The organism is Bradyrhizobium sp. OAE829, assembly GCF_040546575.1.
In the GTDB taxonomy this organism is placed as follows: domain Bacteria; phylum Pseudomonadota; class Alphaproteobacteria; order Rhizobiales; family Xanthobacteraceae; genus Bradyrhizobium.
The window spans coordinates 8170951-8190372 of record NZ_JBEPOE010000001.1; the positions used below are offsets into that span (position 1 = coordinate 8170951).

Genomic DNA, 19422 nt, shown 5'->3' on the forward strand with positions numbered 1-19422 from the left:
CTTCATAGGCTGATGGCCACAGCGCTCGCCAAGACGAGTCGGCTGGGGAAACAGGTTCGCGATGGACGCAAGGAGCAACATCAAGGACAGGCTGCCGAGCTGTCATGTGACGGCGGGTCCCGCGCGCGCGCCGCAACCCTATGCCGCCGTCATCGCGGCTTCCTTCGGTGCCGGCAATGCTGCACCGCACCTGCCGGTGATCGCCAATCACTGCCGCACCAGATTCGACTTGATCGACGGCGCCAAAATCTTCGCGGGGGAAATCTTCAAAAAGACTCCGTATGCCGCGGGTTTGCAGCCGAGCGGCCGTTATGTTGCCAAAGACATACAGGAAATTGGGAGCATATCGCTTCTGATGAAGACGCTGCTCGACAACGGCCAGCTGCGCGGGAATTGCCTTACCGCCACGGGCCGGACGATCGCCGAAAACCTCAAGAGCGTAAAGCCGATGGCCGCCAGGGGCGGTATCGTTGGCCAAAAAGATTTTGCGCAGGAAGGTGCGGTCGTGAAGGTCGCGGGCATGTCGAAGCCGAAATTTCCAGGTTCTGAATTTTCAAGTTCTGTCCGCGGCTTGGACCGCGAAGAGAACGCCGCGGCGAGTCTTAACGTAAAGTTGACCGGCGCCGACGCCCCTGAACATGAGACCAAACGGCAGTCCCGAGCGACTAACCTCAAATCGGCTGCGCTGTGGAAGGACGCCCAAAGGACCGGGCAGGCGATGGGTGGCGCTGTTTCCCATCCAGACGGTGCGCACGAGAAACAGTGTTATGCGGACATCTAGGCGTATCATTCTTGCGTTGATGTTAGGGGCCGCGCCGGTGGCAGGCTCCGGATTCGCGTTCGATGGTGCGCCGGTAAATCCCAAAGATGCCGCTCTTCCCGTGGTTTCCCAGCCCGCCGCCCAGGCGTTGAACGCCCAGGCCTTGGGTATTCCAGGCGCAAAAAAGGCGATTCCGCCGGCAACCGCGGCGGCTGCCGCCACCGCGCCGTCACTCACCTCCCTGCAATACGCCGCTGAAGGCGGTCATCCCGTGGCCCAGTGGAAGCTCGGCCGGATGTATGCCAACGGCGATGGCGTCACCCAGGACGACCTGCGGGCGTTCGAATATTTCAGCCGCATTGCCAACCAGCACGCCGAGGATAGCCCGTCGGCGCCTCAGGCGACGATTGTGGCGAACGCGTTCGTGGCGTTGGGGCGGTACTACCTCAACGGCATTCCCAATTCGAAGGTCAAGGTCGACCGGGAGCGGGCGCGGGAGATGTTCTCCTATGCCGCGTCCTATTTCGGCAATGCCGACGCCCAGTACGACCTGGCGCGGCTCTATCTGAAGACCCCGGATGCTTCGCGGGAAGATTTCCGCTATGGCGCCCGCTGGCTTGGTCTGGCCGCCCAGAAAGGCCAGCATCAGGCGCAGGCGCTGCTCGGCCAGATGCTGTTCAACGGCGACCGGCTGCCGCCGCAGCGCGCGCGGGGGCTGATGTGGCTGACCCTGGCGAGCGAGAGTGCGACGCCGGACGAGGCCTGGATCAAGGAAAGCTACACCCGGGCGATGTCGAAAGCCTCCGGCGACGACCGCGCCATGGCGCTGCAGATGCTCGAGCACTGGGTGCAGGGCCGCCGGGACTGATTCCCCGCGGCTTCCTGCATTGGGCGGCGCTTATTCGCTCAGGCGGTTTCGAGATCGAGATCGGCCCAGACCGGGACATGGTCCGACGGCTTCTCCCAGGCACGCACGTAGCTATCGACGCCGACATTGGTGAGCCGGTCGCTGGCCTGCGGCGACAGCAGCAAATGGTCGATCCGAATGCCCCAGTTCTTCTGCCAGGCCCCGGCCTGATAGTCCCAGAACGTGTATTGCCCGGGAGCGTCGTTCACGGCGCGCAGCGCGTCGGTCAGGCCGAGGCCGAGGAGGGATTGAAAGGCCTCGCGGGTCGCCGGCAAGAACAAGGCGTCCTTGGCCCAGGCGGAGGGATTGTAGACGTCGGCTGCCGCCGGAATGACGTTAAAATCGCCCGCCAGGATCAGCGGCTCTTCCGCCTTAAGTCGCTCCCTAGAGTATTCAAGAAGCCGCGACATCCATTTGAGTTTGTAGGGATATTTGTCCGTATCTGGCGGGTTGCCGTTGGGTAAATAAAGACAGGCGATGCGCAGCACGCCCTTTTTCAGGGGAATCACGCCTTCCAGGAACCGGGCATGGGCGTCCTCGTCGTCGCCGGCTAGGCCAGATTTGGTCTCCTCGAACGGCAGCTTCGACAACAGCGCGACGCCGTTGAAGGTCTTCTGACCGTGGGTGACGACGTTGTAGCCGAGCGCCTCGATCTCGAGCCGCGGAAAGGCGTCATCGATGCATTTGATTTCCTGCAGGCAGACGACGTCAGGCGCGCAGTCCTTCAGCCAGGTCAGCAGATGGTCGATCCGTTGCCGAACCGAATTGACGTTCCACGTAGCAATACGCATTGCAAAAGCCCGGATTGTAATCACACATTTTCGCTGCAGTGGCATACCATGTGCCGCGAGGCTGTGATAACTATCTAGAAATAAGGCGTAAAAGTCGCCGTCAAGGGGGTCGGGAGCAGCTGTCCCGCCCTTTGCGGACCGGCGGACGTGAAAAATTATGAAAAAGCGTAACTGGATACTTTTTGCCGGCATTATCGGCATCGTCGCCGTCGCGGCCTACACAACGCGCTCTTCGTGGATGGGGAGCAATGCCAGCGCGCAGGGGCCGCAGCGCCCGCGGATGGTCTCGGTCGAATTGGCGAAGGCAGAGCGCAAGTCCGTGCCCGTCGATGTCGACGCCAACGGAACCGTCACGCCGATCTCCAGCGTGGCGCTGAAGTCGCGGCTGGAAACCACCATCGTATCGGTCCATTTCCAGGACGGCGCCAAGGTCAACGAAGGCGACCTGCTGTTCACGCTCGATGCGCGCCAGATCGACGCCCAGATCGAGCAGGCCGAGGGGGTGCTGGCGAAGGACCAGGCCCAGCTCGAAGGCGCGCTGCGCGATGTCCGGCGCTACAGCGAACTGATCGGCAAGGGCGCCACCACGCAGGTCAATCTCGACAACGCCAAGACGACGGCCGACATCCTGGCCGGAACCATCAAGGCCGACCAGGCGGCGCTCGACAATCTGAAGGTCCAGAAAAGCTACACCACGATCCGCGCACCGTTCTCGGGCCGGGTCGGTGCCGCCAACGTCAAGGTCGGCAATTTCGTGCGGCCGGCCGATCTCGCGGCGCTCGCCGTCATCAACCAGATGGCGCCGGTCTACGTGACTTTCGCCGTCCCCCAGCGCGTGCTGGTCGATCTGCGTGAGTCGATGGCGAAGGGGGCATCCGGGGTGACCGCGACGATCCCGGGTCATCAGCGCTCGGAAAGCGGCAAGGTTGCGATGGTCGAGAACACGGTGGATGCCACCACCGGCATGGTCACCGTGCGCGGCATCATGAACAACGAGAACGAGACCTTGTGGCCGGGCACCCTGGTCGCGACCCGGCTGACGATCCGCAGCGAAGATGCGATCGTGGTTCCGACGGTCGCCGTGCAGCGCAGCCAGAGCGGCAATTTCGTCTTCGTCGTCAAGGACGGCACAGCGAAGGTTCAATCGGTCACGGTCGATCGTACCTCGCAGGGCATGTCGGTGATCTCAGAAGGGCTCGCCGGCGACGAAAGCGTGGTGGTCGACGGACAATTGCTGCTCTCGGACGGAACGCGGGTCGAACCGCGGACAAAGAAGGCGGGGGCGTAGCCGATGACGCTCTCGGAGCTCTGCATCCGCCGGCCGGTCATGACGACGCTGATCACGGCGTCGATCATTGCATTCGGCATCTTCGGCTTCCGCCTGCTGCCGGTATCGGCGCTGCCGCGGGTCGACTTCCCGACCATTGCCGTGACCGCGACCTTGCCGGGCGCGAGCGCGGAGACGATGGCATCATCTGTGGCCGGCGTCATCGAGCGCCAGCTCTCGACCATCGCCGGCATCTCTTCGATGTCGTCGAATTCCTCGCAGGGCACCAGCTCGATCACGATCCAGTTCGATCTCAACCGCAACATCGATTCCGCTGCGCTCGACGTGCAGACGGCGCTGACCATCGCGCAACGGCGGTTGCCGATCGAGATGCGCATCCCGCCGAGTTTCCGAAAAGTGAACCCGGCCGATTTCGCGATCCTGTTCGTGGTGCTTGGTTCACCGACGCTGCCGCTGTCGGCGGTCAACGAATATGGTGAAATCACCATCGGCCAGACCTTGTCGCAGATACCGGGCGTCGCGCAGGTCAGTGTCTACGGCGCGCAGAAGTTCGCCGTTCGCGTCCAGGCCGATCCGGAAGCCGCCGCGGCGCGCGGATTGTCGCTCGAAGACATCCGCGCCGCGGTTTCGGCCGCCAATTCGTCGACCCCGGTCGGCACGCTGAACGGCCCGAAGCAGGACGTGGCGCTGCAGGCCTCCGGCCAGATGGACAAGGCGGCTGACTACAGCAAGATCGTGGTGGCCTGGCGCAACGGTTCGCCGGTCAAGCTCGACGAGGTCGCAAAGATCTACGACAGCGTCGAGAACGAGCGGATCGCAACCTGGCTGAACGACGAGCGCTCGATCGTGCTCGGCATCCAGAAACAGCCGGACGCCAACACGGTGGCGGTGGTCGATGGCATCCTGGCTAAATTGCCGGTGCTGCGGGCCCAGATCCCGCCATCGGTGTCGATCAACGTGCTGATGGATCGCTCGGTATCCATCCGTCAGGCGGTCGCCGACGTCGAGGAGACGCTGCTGATCGCGATCGTGCTGGTCATCCTCGTCATTTTCCTGTTCCTGCGCTCGGCGTCGGCGACCTTCATTCCGGCGCTGGCGGTTCCAATCTCGCTGTTCGGCACCTGCGCGGTGATGTACGCGCTCGACTATTCGATCAACAACATGACGCTGCTGGCGCTGACCCTGTCAGTCGGGTTCGTGGTCGACGACGCCATCGTCATGCTGGAGAACATCGTCCGCCATATCGAGCATGGGATGCGGCCGTTCGAGGCGGCGCTGAAGGGCGCGCGCGAGATCGGATTCACGATCATTTCGATCACTTTCTCGCTGATCGCCGTGTTCATCCCGGTGCTCCTGATGGGCGGCATCGTCGGCCGGGTATTCCGCGAATTCGCGGTGACGGTATCGGTCGCGATCATCGTGTCGGGATTCGTTTCGCTGACCTTGACGCCGATGCTGTGCGCGCGCGTGTTGCGGGCGCACGACCCGAACAAGAAGCCGAACATCGTGCTTCGCGGTTTCGAGGCGATGTTCGAATCCTGGCTGCGTGCCTATGAATGGACGCTCGACTGGGTGCTGGCGCGCAAGGCGCTGATGCTGGCCGTGACGCTGGCGACGCTGGGCGGCACCGTCTACCTCTATATGATCGTGCCGAAGGGCTTCTTTCCGCAGGAGGACACCGGCTTCCTGATCGGCGTGACCGAGGCTGCGACCGACACGTCCTTCGATGCGATGAAGGAGCGGCAGCAGGCGCTGGTCGCGGTGCTGAGAGGCGATCCCGCGGTCGAATACATCAATTCCACCGTCGGCGCCGGCGGACCGAACGCGACGGCGAATTACGGACGGCTGTTCATCGCGCTGAAGCCGAAGAAGGAGCGCGACAACCTCACGACGATCATCGGGCGGCTGCGGAGCAAGGCCCGCCAGATTCCAGGCATGCAGGCGTTCTTCCAGCCTATCCAGAACCTCAATATCGGCGGGCGGATTTCCAAGAGCCAATACCAGTACGTGATGCAGAGCGGCGACACCGACTCGCTGTACCGGCTGGCGCCGGAAATGCGCGACAGGATCGAGAAGGTGCCGGGCCTGCTCGACGTCACCACCGATCTCTACATCAAGAACCCGCAGATGACGGTCGACATCGACCGCGAGAAAGCCGCGGTTTACGGCGTCACCGTCGACCAGGTTCGCAACCAGCTCTACAACGCCTACGGCTCGCGTCAGGTCGGCACCATCTACATGCCGTCGAACGACTACCAGATCATCCTGGAAGTGCAGCCGCAGTTCCGGGTCGATCCGTCCGACCTGTCCAGGCTCTACATGAAGACCCAGAACAACCAGACCATTCCGCTGTCGGCGGTGGCGAAGCTGGTTCCGACGGTGGGGCCGCTGCAAATCAACCATCAGGCGCAGCAGCCGGCGGTGACGATTTCGTTCAACCTCGCGCCCGGCTATTCGCTGGGCTATGCGGTCGACAAGATCACCACGCTCGAGCAGAGTTCCAACCTGCCGGCGACCATTGCCACCGGCTTCTCCGGAACGGCTCAGGTGTTCCAGGATTCGCTGCGCGGGCAGGGCGTCCTGATCCTTGCCGCCGTGTTCGCCGCCTTCGTCATCCTCGGCATCCTCTACGAGAGTTTTATCCACCCGATCACCATCATCTCCGGCCTGCCGTCGGCCGGCATCGGCGCGATCCTGACCCTGATGCTGTTCGGAATGGAGATGTCCGTCATCGCGATGATCGGCATCGTGATGCTGGTCGGCATCGTCAAGAAGAACGCCATCATGATGGTGGACTTTGCGCTGGAGCGCCGCAGCGTCGGCCTCAGTGCGGAGCATGCGATCCGGGAAGCCGCGCTGCTGCGTTTCCGCCCCATCATGATGACGACGTTCGCCGCTATCTTCGGCACGCTGCCGATCGCGCTCGGCGCTGGCGCCGGCGCCGAACTGCGGCAGCCGCTCGGCGTCGCGGTGGTCGGCGGTCTGTGCCTGTCGCAACTCCTGACGCTGTACATCACGCCCGTGATCTACATCTATCTCGACCGCATCGACCGCCGCCTGAAGCGCCGGCTCGAGCCGCAGCTCGAGGAAACCGGCGACGACAAGCGGCCGCACGTGGTCGCGGCCGAGTAATGGTCCCGGCGCGGGCAATGCGGACCGCCTTGCGATGCATCGTCGTCCTGATCGCGCTTGCGTGGACTGGCGGGACGGCGGCTGTTGCGGCCGAGCCGATCGAAATCTTCGACGCGCATCTGCATTACAATTGGGAACCAAAGCCCTATTACCAGCTCGACGAGGTGCTCGCGCTGTTCAGGAAACATCGCGTCACCGGCATCCTCGCGACCAGCCGCCCGAATGCCGGAACGCATGCGCTGGTGGATGCCAAGGCCGAGGGCCTGCAGGTCGTGCCTTTCATCCGGCCCTACCGCGTCCGGTCAGATATCCAGAGCTGGTTCGGCGATCCCGTGATCTTCGATCTCGTGCAGGATGAATTCAAGCGCGGCTATTACCGCGGCATCGGCGAATTCCATCTGTCGGGCAAGTCGGCGGAGAACGAGTGGGTGAAGAAGACCGTCGATTTTGCTGTTGCCAACGACCTCTATCTGCACGCCCATGCCGATGACGAGGCGGTCGAGATCCTGATGCGGCACAATCCGAAGGCCCGGATCATCTGGGCGCATACCGGCTTTGGGCTGTCGACCGATCGCGTCACGGCGATGCTGTCGAAATACCCAAAGCTGTGGGGAGAGTTGTCGTATCGCAGCGGTATCACCGACGGCGCAGGCAAGCTGACGGCTGAGTGGCGGACGCTGTTCGAACGCTATCCCGATCGCTTCCTGCTCGGATCGGACACCTGGGTGCCGGAGCGCTGGGCGAGCTATGGTGAGATCATGGCGAGCTATCGCGCATGGCTGGCGCAGCTATCGCCCAAAATCGCCGAGCAGATCGCGAACGGCAATGCGAAGGCGCTGTTCGCCGAGAAGCGTTAGGTCGCGCTGATATCGCTCAGATCGAAAAACTGGTGCCGCAGCCGCAGGAAGCGGTGGCGTTCGGATTGACGACCCGGAACGACGCGCCGATCAGGTCGTCGACGAAGTCGACCTCCGACCCGGCAAGGAACGGCACCGATGCCGGATCGACCAGCACCACCGCGCCCTCGCGCGCGATCACCAGGTCGTCCTCGGCCTGGGCGTGCTCGACGTCGAATTTGTACTGGAAGCCGGAGCAGCCGCCACCTTCGACGGAGATGCGCAGCATGGCGCCGTCGCCCTCGGTCTTGAGGATTTGCCCGATGCGGCGGGCGGCCCGCTCGCTGACGGTGATGGCAGTGGTCATGCGTGGTCTCCGGTCGAAGGCGTCATACCCAATTCATTTGGTATCCCGCACTCCCCATAGTTAAGTATGTAATCTCGCAGAATCAAATGGATAAGGACTAAAAAAACGTGTCGGTCGGAATGGCTGCCCCCCGCGCGCTCTATGCCTGCGATCCCGATCGCAGCCGCGGCCGGCTGTTTACGGAGCCTCCGAGCAAGACCCGCAGCCCGTTCCGGCGCGACTGCGACCGGGTGATCCATTCCACCGCCTTCCGCCGCCTGAAGCACAAAACTCAAGTCTTCGTGTTCCATGAAGGCGATCATTACCGCACAAGGCTGACCCATTCGCTGGAGGTGGCCCAGATCGCCCGCGCGCTGGCCCGCCAGCTCGGGCTCGACGAGGACCTCACCGAGACTCTGGCGCTGGCCCACGATCTCGGCCATCCCCCGTTCGGCCACGCCGGGGAGCGGGCGCTGGACAAATGCCTGGTGGCCCATGGCGGCTTCGATCACAACGCCCAGACCCTGCGCGTCGTGACCTCGCTGGAACATCGCTACCCCGAGTTCGACGGGCTCAATCTGAGCTGGGAATCGTTGGAGGGCATCGTCAAGCACAATGGCCCGCTGACGATGCGGAGCGGGGACCCGGCCGGACGTTACAGCGACAGCGGGATTCCGGTCGGGATCGCCGATTTCAACCGCAAATATGATCTGGAGCTGTGGACCTACGCCTCGCTGGAGGCCCAGGTCGCAGCCTTCGCCGACGACATCGCCTATGACGCCCACGATATCGATGACGGCCTGCGCGCGGGCCTGTTTGGGGTCGACGACCTCAAAGTGATGCCGCTCACGGCCGCCATCATCGCCGACATCGGCAAGCACTATCCTGATCTCGATGACGTCAGGCGCGGGGCGGAATTGGTGCGCGAGCTGATCTCCTACATGATCTCGGCTGTTGTCGCCGAGGCAGGCAGGCGGCTTGAGGCGGCCAAGCCGCAATCGGCCCATGATGTGCGCCACCACAATCAGCCGCTGGTCGCGTTTCCTCCCGCGGTGGCTGCGGAGGAGGCCGAGATCAAGGCGTTCCTGAAGTTGCGGATGTACCGCCACAAGCGGGTGATGCGGGTGATGGGCGAGGCGGAGCAGATCGTGTTCGACCTGTTCGCGCGCTACCAGAAGTCGCCGGATGACCTGCCGGCCGAGTGGGTCGAGGGTACCGAGCAGGAGACCGACGCCGGGCGTGCCCGCCGGATCGGCAATTTCATTGCCGGGATGACCGACCGCTTCGCCCTGATCGAGCACCAAAGGCTTTTTGACTCGACCCCGGATTTGCGTTAGGCGGCGGCCCAGGAACTTAGAAAAATGGCCGAAAAACCCACTTCTCCGCACCTTTTCGCCGATGTGCTTGCGCGCGTGCACAGGATTTGTGCCGCGCTTGCGGCCGAAGAAAATTGGCCCGCCGGCATCGATTTCTCCCGCGTCGTGGTCGAGCCGCCGCGCGACGCGACCCATGGCGACATGGCGACCAATGCCGCGATGGTGCTCGCCAAGGAAGCCAAGGCAAAGCCGCGCGATCTCGCCGACAAGTTCGCCGAAAAGCTGCGCGCGGACGATCTGATCGCCTCCGTCGAAGTCGCCGGGCCGGGCTTCATCAATCTCACCTTGAAGCCAGCGGTGTGGGCCGATGCGCTGCGCACGGTACTGCGCGAGGGCGCTACGTACGGGGCGAGCGCGATCGGCGGCGGCGAAAAGGTCAATGTCGAATATGTCTCGGCCAACCCGACCGGGCCGATGCATGTCGGCCACTGCCGGGGCGCGGTGTTCGGCGACGCACTGTGCAGCCTGCTGCAGTTCGCGGGCTATGACGTCACGCGCGAATATTACATCAACGACGCTGGCGCGCAGGTCGATGTGCTCGCGCGCTCGGCTTTCCTGCGCTACCGCGAGGCGCTCGGCCAGGACATCGGCGCCATTCCGGAAGGGCTCTATCCCGGCGACTATCTCGTTCCGGTGGGGCAGGCGCTCGCGACTGAATATGGCGACAAGCTCAAGGCGATGCCGGAAAACGTCTGGCTGCCGATCGTGCGCCTCAAGGCCATCGACATGATGATGGAAATGATCAAGGGCGATCTCTCGGCGCTTCACATCAAGCACGACGTGTTTTTCTCGGAGCGCTCGCTGATCGAGACCGGCAACAACAAGGTCACCGAGACCATCGATTATCTGCGTGCCAAGGGCGATGTGTATGAAGGCCGCCTGGCGCCGCCCAAAGGCAAGGTAGTCGACGACTACGAGGACCGCGAGCAGACGCTGTTCCGGGCGACGGCGTTCGGCGACGATGTCGATCGTCCGCTGATCAAGTCGGATGGCGGCTATACTTATTTCGCTTCCGACATCGCCAACCACAAGAACAAGTTCGATCGCGGCTTTACCAACCTGATCGACGTGTTCGGCGCCGATCATGGCGGCTACATCAAGCGCATGCAGGCCGCGGTCAAGGCCGTGACCTCGGGCAAGGCCGCCCTCGACGTCAAGATCGTGCAGCTGGTCAAGCTGCTGCGCGACGGCGAGCCTGTGAAGATGTCAAAGCGCTCCGGCGAGTTCGTCACCTTGCGCGAGGTGGTCGACGAGGTGGGCTCGGACGCCGTTCGTTTCATGATGCTGTTCCGCAAGAACGACGCGGTGCTGGATTTCGACCTTGCCAAGGTGATCGAGCAGTCCAAGGACAACGCGGTGTTCTACGTCCAGTACGGCCATGCCCGCGGCCATTCGATCTTCAAGAACGCCCGGGAAATGGTTCCCGACCTGCCGGAGAGCGATTCCGCCCGGGCGGCCTATCTCGGGGATGCCGCCGTGGAGCGGCTGACGGACCCTGCGGAACTCAGCCTGCTGAAGCAGCTGGCGCTCTATCCCCGGATGATCGAGGCGGCGGCGGTGGCGCATGAGCCCCACCGAATCGCTTTTTACCTCTATGATCTCGCGAGTGAATTTCACGCGCTTTGGACTAGGGGGCGGGATTTGCCCTATTTACGCTTCATTATCACTAATGATGCACACATTACGAGGGCGCGACTGGCAATGGTCCAGGGCGTCGTCTCGGTTCTGGCATCGGGCTTAGCCGTTCTCGGCGTCCACGCTCCGACCGAGATGCGGTAGGCAAGGGGCATAGGCCCTCGCAATGGGGATTGTGAGGGTATCTGGCAGGAGCCAATTCGTATTCATGGCTCGTATGGTCATGGCGGGTTGGCGCTGTCCCGAAGGGGATGCATCTTCACGATGGCTAATCGATATCAGGAACGACCTTTTCCTTCCGACGCCGACGATGATCGCGGCGCGAACCCGGCTGCACCGGCGAGGGGCGACAGCGATCCGCTGGCGGAACTGGCGCGGCTGATCGGGCAGTCCGATCCGTTTAGCAGCGGCACCAAGACCCCGCACCCACTGCAGTCACGGGCCAACGTGCGACCGCAATACGACGCCGTGGACGAGGAAGAGGTCAACGTGGCCGCGGGCCCGCCGCCATGGATGCAGCGCGCCAGGCACGATGCGCCGCCACCGCAACCGCAACAGGAATACGAAGAGCCGGAGCCGGAATACCAGCCGAGCCCCGTGCATCCCTTGCACCGCTACGCGGCTCAGCAGCCGGCGACGCATGAACAAGACCATCACGCGCCGGCGCAGCAATACGCAGACGAGCAGCCGGTGGATCCCTCGCGGTATGACGACGCGCTGTATGGCCAGCTCGAATCCGGGCAGCAGGAATTTGCGCGTGATCCGGCGTTTCCGGATGATCCCTACGCCTATCAGAGTGATTATGAGGAAGAGCCGGAGCCGCCGCGCAAGCGCAGCAACGGCTTGATCACGGTCGCCGCTGTTCTGGCGCTGGCCGTGGTCGGGACGGGGGCTGCCTTCGCCTATCGAACCTATGTCGGTTCACCCCGCAGCGGCGAGCCGCCGATCATCAAGGCCGACAACAGCCCGACCAAGGTCATGGCGACGCCCGGCGATGGCGCCGCTGCCAAGACGCCGGACCGCATGGTGCCCGGCGATGGCGGCGAAAAGATCGTTTCGCGCGAAGAGGCTCCGGTCGACGTCAACTCCAGATCCGGCCCGCGCGTGGTGTTTCCGCCGCTGAACCCGAATGGCAGCCCGCCCTCGGTCGCAAGCGTCTCTCCGGCCGCTCCGCCGCCCGCGACCGCCGCGAACGGCTCCCTGCCGAACAACGAGCCGCGCAAGATCAAGACCCTTGCCGTCAAGGGCGACGCCGATAATGGTGGCGTTCCTGCGGGGGTTGCATCGGCGAAGCCGGCGCCGGCTGCCCGTACAGCCGCACCGGCGCCAACCCCGGCCGCCGCGCCGCGCAACCCGTCATCCGCCAACGCCAGCGCCAATGGCCCGCTCGCGCTGACGCCGCAAGGCGGCGCAGCGCCCGATCCGGCGCCCACCCGTGTCGCCGCGACCAATCCGGCGCAGGTCGCGCCCGCCGGCGTCGGATACCTCGTTCAGGTCTCCTCGCAGAAGAACGAGGCCGATGCGCTGGCTTCCTACCGGGCGCTGCAGGGTAAGTATCCATCCGTGCTGGGGACACGTTCGGCTTCGATCAGGCGGGCGGATCTCGGCGAAAAGGGCGTCGTTTACCGCTCGATGGTCGGGCCGTTTGGCTCCCAGGAGGAGGCGGCGCAGCTGTGCGGCAACCTGAAAACCGCCGGCGGACAGTGCGTCATCCTCAGGAATTAACGGCCGTTTCCTTGACCCGGAGCTGTGAGGGGCCTAATCGGCCCCCATGAGCAGCCGCGCATTCATCACAGGCATATCCGGACTGGAATTGAGCGCTGACGAGCGCGCGTTTATCCGTTGCGAGCTGCCATGGGGCTTCATCCTATTCAAACGCAACATTGAGACCCCGGCGCAAGTTGTTTCGCTGGTTAGCGAATTGCGCGATTTGGTCGGAAATGCCGATGCGCCCGTCCTGATCGACCAGGAAGGCGGTCGGGTGCAGCGGCTCGGACCGCCGCATTGGCCGGTCTATCCGCCAGGTGCCGTCTTTGGGGCGCTGTACGACATTGACCCCAAGTTGGGCTTCAACGCCGCCCGTTTGAGCTCACGGCTGATCGCAGCCGACCTGATCGACCTCGGAATCACGGTGGACTGCCTGCCGCTCGCAGACGTGCCGATTGCGGGGGCTGACGCCGTCATTGGCAACCGGGCCTATGGAACCGAGCCGGGCAAAGTGGCCGCGATCGCCCGCGCCGTCACCGAGGGGCTGGAGCAGGGCGGCGTGTTGCCGGTCCTGAAGCACATTCCCGGCCATGGAAGGGCCACAGCGGACAGCCATTTTCGGCTGCCGACGGTTGATTCGACGAGGGAAGAGCTCGATCGGACCGATTTTGCCGCCTTTCAACCGCTGGCGGACCTGCCGATGGCGATGACCGCACATGTTGTGTTTAGCGCGCTAGACCCCGTCCATCCGGCGACGACTTCTGCGACAATCATCCGGCAGGTGATTCGCGGCGTAATCGGGTTCCAAGGTTTGTTGATGAGTGATGACGTGTCCATGAATGCGTTGGCGGGATCGATCGCCGAGCGGACCCGAGCCATCGTCAACGCCGGCTGCGACATGGTTTTGCATTGCAACGGCAAGCTCGACGAAATGCGCGATGTCGCAGCCGAGACGCCGGAACTGACGGGCGAGGCACTCAATCGCGCCAACCGGGCGCTGGCCTCGCGAAAGGCGCCGCTGCCGCTCGACCGGCAGGCGGCGCGGGCTGAACTGGACGCGTTGATGGATCGGGTAGGGACGGTATGACCGCGGAGATTCTATCGTTTGAGACCGGACGGCCCGCCGCTGATGGCACCGACAGCGAGCCCTCGCTGGTTGTCGACGTCGAGGGCTATGAGGGTCCGCTCGACCTGTTGCTGACGCTGGCGCGGCAACAGAAGGTCGACCTGTCCAAAATATCCATCCTGGCGCTGGCCGACCAGTATCTCGTCTTCATCGAGGCGGCGCGAAAGATTCGCCTCGAACTCGCGGCCGATTACCTCGTCATGGCGGCCTGGCTGGCGTTCCTGAAATCGCGGCTGCTGTTGCCCGAGCCGGCGACGCCCGACGGCCCGAGCGCCGAGGAGATGGCGACCGCGCTGGCCAACCGGCTGCGCCGGCTGGAAGCCATCCGCGAGGCGGCCAACCGGCTGATGAACCGGCCACAGTTCCAGCGCGATATTTTCCCGCGCGGCAATCCGGAATCGATCGCGGAAATCCGCCACCCCAAATTCACCGCGACCCTGTACGACCTGCTCACGGCCTATGCCACGCAGCGTCAACAGAAGGTGCTGGCAACGGTGCATCTGGCCAAGCGCACGGTGTGGTCGCTGTCGGAAGCGCGCGCCTCGCTGGAGCGGCTGGTCGGCATGGCCGAGGACTGGAGCTGCCTCGACGAATTTCTCCTCAGTTATGTTGTGGATCCCTCGCAGAAGGCGACGGTATTTGCCTCAACCTTTGCCGCAGCGCTCGAGCTGGTGCGGGAAGGCGAGATGGAACTGAATCAGAAAGAGGCGTTCGCGCCGCTGTATTTTCGTAAGCGTCAGCCGCAAGCGTCCGGGGCGATGTCCGCTTCGGATCTCTCGGTCGAGTAAGTGGAAGAAGGAGACCTAGCCATGGCGAGCCTCGCGGAAAAGCGCATGGAAGAAGCCGAGGAACATTCCGTCGATCCCACGAACGAGCCCGAAGCGAGGCCCGAAGAATTGCGGCTGCTGGAAGCGCTGTTGTTCGCCTCCGCCGAGCCGGTCGATCAGGCCGCGCTGGCCAAGCGCATGCCCGACGGCGTCGACGTCAAGGTCGCTCTGGCGCAACTGCAGGCGGAATACGCCACGCGCGGCGTCAATCTGGTGCGGGTCGCGAACAAGTGGACGTTCCGCACAGCCGGCGATCTGTCGTGGCTGATGACGCGGGAGAGCACGGAAACGCGGCGGCTGTCGCGCGCGGCCATCGAGGTGCTCGCGATCATCGCCTACCACCAGCCGGTGACGCGCGCCGAGATCGAGGAAATCCGCGGCGTGATCACTTCCAAGGGCACACTGGATGTGTTGCTGGAGACCGGCTGGATCCGTCCCCGCGGCCGCCGCAAGACGCCGGGCCGTCCGCTGACGTTCGGCACCACAGATGGGTTCCTGTCGCAGTTCAGCCTCGAAGCGCTCGGCGATCTGCCGGGCCTGGAAGAGCTGAAGGGCACCGGCCTGCTGGATTCGCGGCTGCCTTCCGGCTTCAGCGTTCCGACCCCGTCGGACGACGTGGCGCTGCGAGAGGACGAGGATCCGCTGGATGCCGGCGACACCCTGGAACTGCTGCTGGCGCCCGCGGCCGAGCCCGAGACCCCCAGCGAAAGCTGAGGCGCGGACAAGAATATCGAAAACAACCCCATTCAAAGTAGAACGGGCCCGGTTCGGGGCCTGTTCCGCTAGGGGCCGGTTGGTCCTCGAAAACGGATTAACGGTAGCAATAATACGTAGTCGCGACAGCGATTTGCCGCGGCTTGGGTCCTTGTTTTTGACACCTCCCGGGCCTACCTTCCGGCAAAGCTTGGGCCGGATGCCGGCCGTCTCTTTTGGAGGGTTGCAGGATGGGTTCGCTTAGCATTTGGCACTGGATCGTCGTGATCGCAGTGGTCCTGCTGTTGTTCGGCCGCGGCAAGATTTCGGACCTGATGGGCGACGTCGCGCAGGGCATCAAGTCCTTCAAGAAGGGCTTGCAGGACGATGACAAGCCTGCGGAAAAGCCCGCGGTCGAGCCGACCAAGACCATTGATCACAATGCGGCGCCGACGGCGGCCCGCACCGATGTCGGCAGCAAGGCTGTTTGACGGTTTAGTTGTAGGCGCCCATCTGGCGCGGACCGGTGTCCGGTGAAGCCATGGCCTATTGAAGTCATGGACGCCGGTTGAGAAAAGACGCGGGCCGCCCCAAAATCTTGCTAATGAGATTTGGTTGGGGCGGGGGCGCGTAAGCGGAAATTTTCATGTTCGACATCGGGTGGAGTGAACTGGTCGTCATCGCGGTTGTCGCGCTGATCGCCATCGGCCCGAAAGAGCTGCCGGGCGTGCTGCGCATGGTCGGGCAATGGATGGGCAAGGCCCGCAAGATGGCCTCCGAATTCCAGGGCCAGTTCCAGGAAGCGATGCGCGAGGCCGAAATGGCCGACCTCAAGAAGAGTTTTGACGAGGTCAAGGACGTCGCGACAGGCATGTCTCCCACCAATCTGATGACCTCGCTGCAAAAGGACGTCGGTGACGCCTTGCAGATCGGGGACATCGACAAGCCCGTGAATTCGCAGGTGGAAACCTCGATCGGTGAAACCGTGACGCCCGAAATCGTCGCGCCGACCACGCCGGCCGCCCCGACGGCCGAGACCTTCGTCGAGGCCGAAACCCATCAGGCGGCCTCCGAGCCGCTGATCATCACGCGTGAAGTTCAGGCGGCGCAGCAGCAGGACATCGCGCCAGCGGCGCCGGACATTCTCAAGGACGCCAAAGCGTCATGAGCGACGAAGACATCGAGGCCAGCAAAGCGCCGCTGATGGACCATTTGATCGAGCTGCGCTCGCGGCTGATCAAGGCGCTGCTCGCGTTCGGTATAGCCTTCATCTTCTGCTTCTTCTTCGCCAAGCAGATCTACAACGTTCTGGTGTGGCCGTTCGTCTGGGTCGCCGGCCCCGAGAATTCGAAGTTCATCTACACGGCGCTGCTGGAATATTTCCTCACGCAGTTGAAGCTTGCGCTGTTCGGCGCCGGCTTCATCTCGTTCCCGATCATCGCGACGCAGATCTACAAATTCGTGGCGCCCGGGCTCTACAAGCACGAGCGCGGCGCGTTCCTGCCGTATCTGGTGGCGACCCCGTTCTTCTTCGTGCTCGGCTCGCTCCTGGTTTATTTCATCGTGCTGCCGATGCTGGTGCGCTTCTCGCTCGGCATGCAGCAGTCCGGCGGCGACGAGACCGCGCAGATCCAGCTGTTGCCCAAAGTGGGCGAATATCTGTCGCTGATGATGGGGCTGATCTTCGCCTTCGGCATCGCGTTCCAGCTGCCGGTGATCCTGACGCTGCTGGGGCGGATCGGCATCCTCACCGCAAAACAGCTTCGCGAAAAGCGGCGCTATTTCATCGTGGTCGCCTTTGTCATCGCGGCCGTCCTGACGCCGCCCGACGTGTTGAGCCAGGCCTCGCTCGCGCTGCCGTTGCTGGTTCTCTACGAGGGCTCGATCCTTGCGGTCGCCCTGGTGGAGAAGCGGGCCGCCGCGGCCAAGGCCGCGACCGGTACACCGCCCTCCGCGACCCCGCCGCCTGCGGCCAATCCGGCCGAGTAGGGCCGCTTCGCTGTTCCAAAAGCCGTCCATTCGGGTTACTTGATGCGCGCCTTTACCGGCACGATTCAGGAATGACCCGCCATGCACGACATCAAATCGATCCGCGATAACCCGCAAGCCTTCGACGCCGGACTGAAGCGCCGTGGCCTGGCGCCGCTGTCGCCGTCGCTGCTGGCGATCGACGAAAGGCGCCGCGCGGCGATCCTGGCGTCCGAGCAGGCGCAGGCAAGGCGGAATGCCGCTTCGAAGGAAATCGGCGACGCAAAGAAGGCGAAGGATGAAGCGCGCGCATCGAAGCTGATGGCCGAGGTGGCCGAACTCAAGACCACGATGCCCGAGCTTGAAGCTGCGGCAAAGACGGCGGACGACGAGCTTGCAAAAGAGCTGGCCGCGATCCCGAACCTGCCGCTCGACGAAGTGCCCGACGGCGTCGACGAACACGGCAATGTGCAGCGTCAGGTGTTTGGCAAGGCTCGCACTTACGGTTTTGCGCCGAAGCCGCATGACGATCTCGGCGGCGCGCTCGGCTATATGGATTTCGAGGCGGCGGCGAAACTGTCCGGCGCGCGTTTCGTCGTGCTGAAAAAAGGCCTCGCGCGACTGGAGCGTGCAATCGGGCAGTTCATGCTCGATCTGCACACCAATGAGCACGGCTACAGCGAGATCAATCCGCCGCTATTGGTGCGCGACGACGTGATGTTCGGTACCGGGCAATTGCCGAAATTCGAGGATGATCAGTTCTGGGCGATCAAGGGCGAACTGCTGGCGGCTCCACATGATGGCCGCTTAAAGAGTGAACGTCTTGGTCTCATTCCCACGGCCGAAGTATCGCTCACTAACCTCGTCCGCGAATCCATTGTCGACGACAAGGAATTGCCGATGCGTCTTTCGGCACTGACGCCATGTTTCCGTGCGGAGGCAGGTGCCGCCGGTCGCGATACCCGCGGCATGATCCGCCAGCATCAGTTTACAAAAGTCGAACTGGTCTCGATCACCACGCCGGAAACCAGCCGTGACGAACACGAGCGCATGCTGTCCTGCGCCGAGGAAGTGCTGCGCCGCCTCGACCTGCATTATCGTGTCATGACGCTGTGCGCGGGCGACATGGGTTTCTCCGCACAAAAAACCTACGACATCGAAGTGTGGATGCCGGGGCAGGGCGACGGCGGTGCTTTTCGCGAAATCTCCAGCTGTTCGGTGTGCGGCGATTTCCAGGCGCGGCGTATGGATGCGCGCTATCGCGGGCCGGACGGCAAGCCGCGTTTCGTGCACACGCTGAACGGCTCCGGCACCGCGGTCGGCCGCGCGCTGATTGCCGTGATGGAAACCTATCAGCAGCAGGATGGATCGATTGCAGTGCCCGACGTGCTGCAGCCGTATATGGGCGGCCTCAAAGTCATCGAGCACGACAAATAGCAAAGTCGAAAAATGCCCCTGCATCGCAACATCCATTGGATCGGCCGGCAATGGGCAGTTACCGGCCACGGGATGCAGTTGATCGACCAGAAGCTGAAGGGCTTCTTTGATATCGAGGTCCCGCAATTGTGGGACGAGGCGCTGATCGAAACCATGCGAGCCAAGGAATGGCTCAACGTCGCGGATTTCGACAAGGGCCTCGAGGTGGCGCGGAAGCGGTTTCCTCCGGGCAGCGTGGTGCAGCCGGAAACGATCGCGCCGGCTCCGCCTGTTGCGCCGACGGTGCGTCAGGCGGCTGCACCGATTGCGCCGGCGCCTGTGCTGGTTTCGCCCATCGCACCAATCGAGCCGCCTCCTCAGATCGCAAAGCTGGAAGAGCCCCGGCCTCGAGAGCCTGATCCGGTTAAACCGACTCCGTCTCCGCCCGTCATACTGCAGGCAATTGCGATCCCAACACCTGAGCCCGAGGCGGCTGAGCCCGTGCCGCCGAAATTCCACATGCTGTTTTCAGGCTACGCAAAATTTGTTCGTCCCTGGCGCGTCCGGGTGCGGCAGTGACCGTATTGTGCCGGTTTGCCTCGGCCGCGATAGCC

At 63.5% G+C, this 19422-nt stretch carries 17 protein-coding genes and 1 pseudogene; 16 read left to right on the forward strand and 2 right to left on the reverse strand.

Annotation, left to right across the window (positions count from 1 at the left end):
- Nucleotides 1-142: 142 nt before the first annotated feature.
- Nucleotides 143-781 (forward strand): annotated as a pseudogene (locus ABIE49_RS38750) (dihydroxy-acid dehydratase domain-containing protein); the annotation flags it as partial.
- On the forward strand, nt 768-1628 hold the full coding sequence (locus ABIE49_RS38755; protein WP_192739525.1) for a tetratricopeptide repeat protein: 861 nt from the start codon (nt 768-770) through the stop codon (nt 1626-1628). The pseudogene ABIE49_RS38750 and the gene ABIE49_RS38755, both read left to right, overlap by 14 nt.
- 38 nt (nt 1629-1666) lie before the next feature.
- On the opposite strand, the gene xth is transcribed toward ABIE49_RS38755, so the two are convergent.
- Complete coding sequence (xth, locus tag ABIE49_RS38760; protein ID WP_192739524.1) at nt 1667-2458, reverse strand: exodeoxyribonuclease III; 792 nt, start codon at nt 2456-2458, stop codon at nt 1667-1669.
- Between the two features lie 157 nt (nt 2459-2615).
- Between xth and ABIE49_RS38765 the strand changes: the two genes are divergently transcribed.
- Genes ABIE49_RS38765 through ABIE49_RS38775 form a run of 3 tightly spaced genes read left to right on the forward strand, consistent with a single transcriptional unit; the run spans nt 2616 to nt 7735 of the window.
- On the forward strand, nt 2616-3746 hold the full coding sequence (locus ABIE49_RS38765; protein ID WP_192739523.1) for an efflux RND transporter periplasmic adaptor subunit: 1131 nt from the start codon (nt 2616-2618) through the stop codon (nt 3744-3746).
- Between the two features lie 3 nt (nt 3747-3749).
- Nucleotides 3750-6878: an efflux RND transporter permease subunit gene (locus tag ABIE49_RS38770; RefSeq protein WP_192739522.1), complete on the forward strand. Its 3129-nt coding sequence runs from the start codon at nt 3750-3752 to the stop codon at nt 6876-6878.
- Nucleotides 6879-6895: 17 nt separating this feature from the next.
- Nucleotides 6896-7735, forward strand: coding sequence for an amidohydrolase family protein (locus tag ABIE49_RS38775; protein WP_354067271.1), 840 nt, complete (start codon nt 6896-6898; stop codon nt 7733-7735).
- 16 nt (nt 7736-7751) lie between these two features.
- Here ABIE49_RS38775 and erpA read toward each other — a convergent pair whose 3' ends face one another.
- Nucleotides 7752-8081, reverse strand: a complete 330-nt coding sequence (gene erpA / locus ABIE49_RS38780; protein WP_192739521.1) for an iron-sulfur cluster insertion protein ErpA — start codon at nt 8079-8081, stop codon at nt 7752-7754.
- 107 nt (nt 8082-8188) lie between these two features.
- Here erpA and ABIE49_RS38785 point away from each other — a divergent pair, with 107 nt between their 5' ends.
- The 11 genes from ABIE49_RS38785 to ABIE49_RS38835 all read left to right on the forward strand — a co-directional run bounded on the left by ABIE49_RS38785 (nt 8189) and on the right by ABIE49_RS38835 (nt 19387).
- Nucleotides 8189-9397: a deoxyguanosinetriphosphate triphosphohydrolase gene (locus ABIE49_RS38785; protein ID WP_192739520.1), complete on the forward strand. Its 1209-nt coding sequence runs from the start codon at nt 8189-8191 to the stop codon at nt 9395-9397.
- Between the two features lie 24 nt (nt 9398-9421).
- A complete protein-coding gene (argS, locus tag ABIE49_RS38790; RefSeq protein ID WP_192739519.1) occupies nt 9422-11215 on the forward strand; it encodes an arginine--tRNA ligase in 1794 nt (597 codons plus the stop codon).
- Nucleotides 11216-11335: 120 nt separating this feature from the next.
- A complete protein-coding gene (locus ABIE49_RS38795; protein ID WP_192739518.1) occupies nt 11336-12796 on the forward strand; it encodes an SPOR domain-containing protein in 1461 nt (486 codons plus the stop codon).
- A gap of 46 nt (nt 12797-12842) precedes the next feature.
- The gene (gene nagZ, locus ABIE49_RS38800) at nt 12843-13865 is read left to right on the forward strand and encodes a beta-N-acetylhexosaminidase (protein WP_192739517.1); all 1023 of its coding nucleotides are present in this window, start codon (nt 12843-12845) and stop codon (nt 13863-13865) included.
- Nucleotides 13862-14692, forward strand: a complete 831-nt coding sequence (locus tag ABIE49_RS38805; RefSeq protein WP_192739516.1) for a segregation and condensation protein A — start codon at nt 13862-13864, stop codon at nt 14690-14692. Before nagZ ends, ABIE49_RS38805 begins: the two co-directional genes overlap by 4 nt.
- Before the next feature lie 21 nt (nt 14693-14713).
- Nucleotides 14714-15445 carry an SMC-Scp complex subunit ScpB gene (gene scpB / locus ABIE49_RS38810; protein WP_192739515.1) on the forward strand — a complete coding sequence of 244 codons (732 nt, stop codon included), beginning with the start codon at nt 14714-14716 and terminating at the stop codon, nt 15443-15445.
- A gap of 230 nt (nt 15446-15675) precedes the next feature.
- Nucleotides 15676-15915 carry a twin-arginine translocase TatA/TatE family subunit gene (locus ABIE49_RS38815; RefSeq protein WP_192739514.1) on the forward strand — a complete coding sequence of 80 codons (240 nt, stop codon included), beginning with the start codon at nt 15676-15678 and terminating at the stop codon, nt 15913-15915.
- 155 nt (nt 15916-16070) lie between these two features.
- A complete protein-coding gene (gene tatB, locus ABIE49_RS38820) occupies nt 16071-16592 on the forward strand; it encodes a Sec-independent protein translocase protein TatB (RefSeq protein ID WP_192739513.1) in 522 nt (173 codons plus the stop codon).
- Nucleotides 16589-17413: a twin-arginine translocase subunit TatC gene (gene tatC, locus ABIE49_RS38825; RefSeq protein ID WP_192739512.1), complete on the forward strand. Its 825-nt coding sequence runs from the start codon at nt 16589-16591 to the stop codon at nt 17411-17413. Before tatB ends, tatC begins: the two co-directional genes overlap by 4 nt.
- Nucleotides 17414-17494: 81 nt before the next feature.
- Nucleotides 17495-18829 carry a serine--tRNA ligase gene (serS, locus tag ABIE49_RS38830; protein WP_192739511.1) on the forward strand — a complete coding sequence of 445 codons (1335 nt, stop codon included), beginning with the start codon at nt 17495-17497 and terminating at the stop codon, nt 18827-18829.
- 12 nt (nt 18830-18841) lie between these two features.
- Nucleotides 18842-19387 carry a hypothetical protein gene (locus ABIE49_RS38835; RefSeq protein ID WP_192739510.1) on the forward strand — a complete coding sequence of 182 codons (546 nt, stop codon included), beginning with the start codon at nt 18842-18844 and terminating at the stop codon, nt 19385-19387.
- Nucleotides 19388-19422 lie beyond the last annotated feature (35 nt).

What these genes read in the sequence shown, in the direction of transcription:
- nagZ (WP_192739517.1), top strand. Translation starts at nt 12,843, where the DNA reads ATGAGCAGCCGCGCATTCATCACAGGCATATCCGGACTGGAATTGAGC.
- ABIE49_RS38775 (WP_354067271.1), top strand. Translation starts at nt 6,896, where the DNA reads ATGCGGACCGCCTTGCGATGCATCGTCGTCCTGATCGCGCTTGCGTGG.
- argS (WP_192739519.1), top strand. Translation starts at nt 9,422, where the DNA reads ATGGCCGAAAAACCCACTTCTCCGCACCTTTTCGCCGATGTGCTTGCG.
- ABIE49_RS38795 (WP_192739518.1), top strand. Translation starts at nt 11,336, where the DNA reads ATGGCTAATCGATATCAGGAACGACCTTTTCCTTCCGACGCCGACGAT.
- ABIE49_RS38765 (WP_192739523.1), top strand. Translation starts at nt 2,616, where the DNA reads ATGAAAAAGCGTAACTGGATACTTTTTGCCGGCATTATCGGCATCGTC.
- erpA (WP_192739521.1), bottom strand. Translation starts at nt 8,081, where the DNA reads ATGACCACTGCCATCACCGTCAGCGAGCGGGCCGCCCGCCGCATCGGG.
- scpB (WP_192739515.1), top strand. Translation starts at nt 14,714, where the DNA reads ATGGCGAGCCTCGCGGAAAAGCGCATGGAAGAAGCCGAGGAACATTCC.
- xth (WP_192739524.1), bottom strand. Translation starts at nt 2,458, where the DNA reads ATGCGTATTGCTACGTGGAACGTCAATTCGGTTCGGCAACGGATCGAC.
- ABIE49_RS38770 (WP_192739522.1), top strand. Translation starts at nt 3,750, where the DNA reads ATGACGCTCTCGGAGCTCTGCATCCGCCGGCCGGTCATGACGACGCTG.
- tatB (WP_192739513.1), top strand. Translation starts at nt 16,071, where the DNA reads ATGTTCGACATCGGGTGGAGTGAACTGGTCGTCATCGCGGTTGTCGCG.
- ABIE49_RS38755 (WP_192739525.1), top strand. Translation starts at nt 768, where the DNA reads ATGCGGACATCTAGGCGTATCATTCTTGCGTTGATGTTAGGGGCCGCG.
- ABIE49_RS38815 (WP_192739514.1), top strand. Translation starts at nt 15,676, where the DNA reads ATGGGTTCGCTTAGCATTTGGCACTGGATCGTCGTGATCGCAGTGGTC.
- ABIE49_RS38805 (WP_192739516.1), top strand. Translation starts at nt 13,862, where the DNA reads ATGACCGCGGAGATTCTATCGTTTGAGACCGGACGGCCCGCCGCTGAT.
- ABIE49_RS38835 (WP_192739510.1), top strand. Translation starts at nt 18,842, where the DNA reads ATGCCCCTGCATCGCAACATCCATTGGATCGGCCGGCAATGGGCAGTT.
- tatC (WP_192739512.1), top strand. Translation starts at nt 16,589, where the DNA reads ATGAGCGACGAAGACATCGAGGCCAGCAAAGCGCCGCTGATGGACCAT.
- serS (WP_192739511.1), top strand. Translation starts at nt 17,495, where the DNA reads ATGCACGACATCAAATCGATCCGCGATAACCCGCAAGCCTTCGACGCC.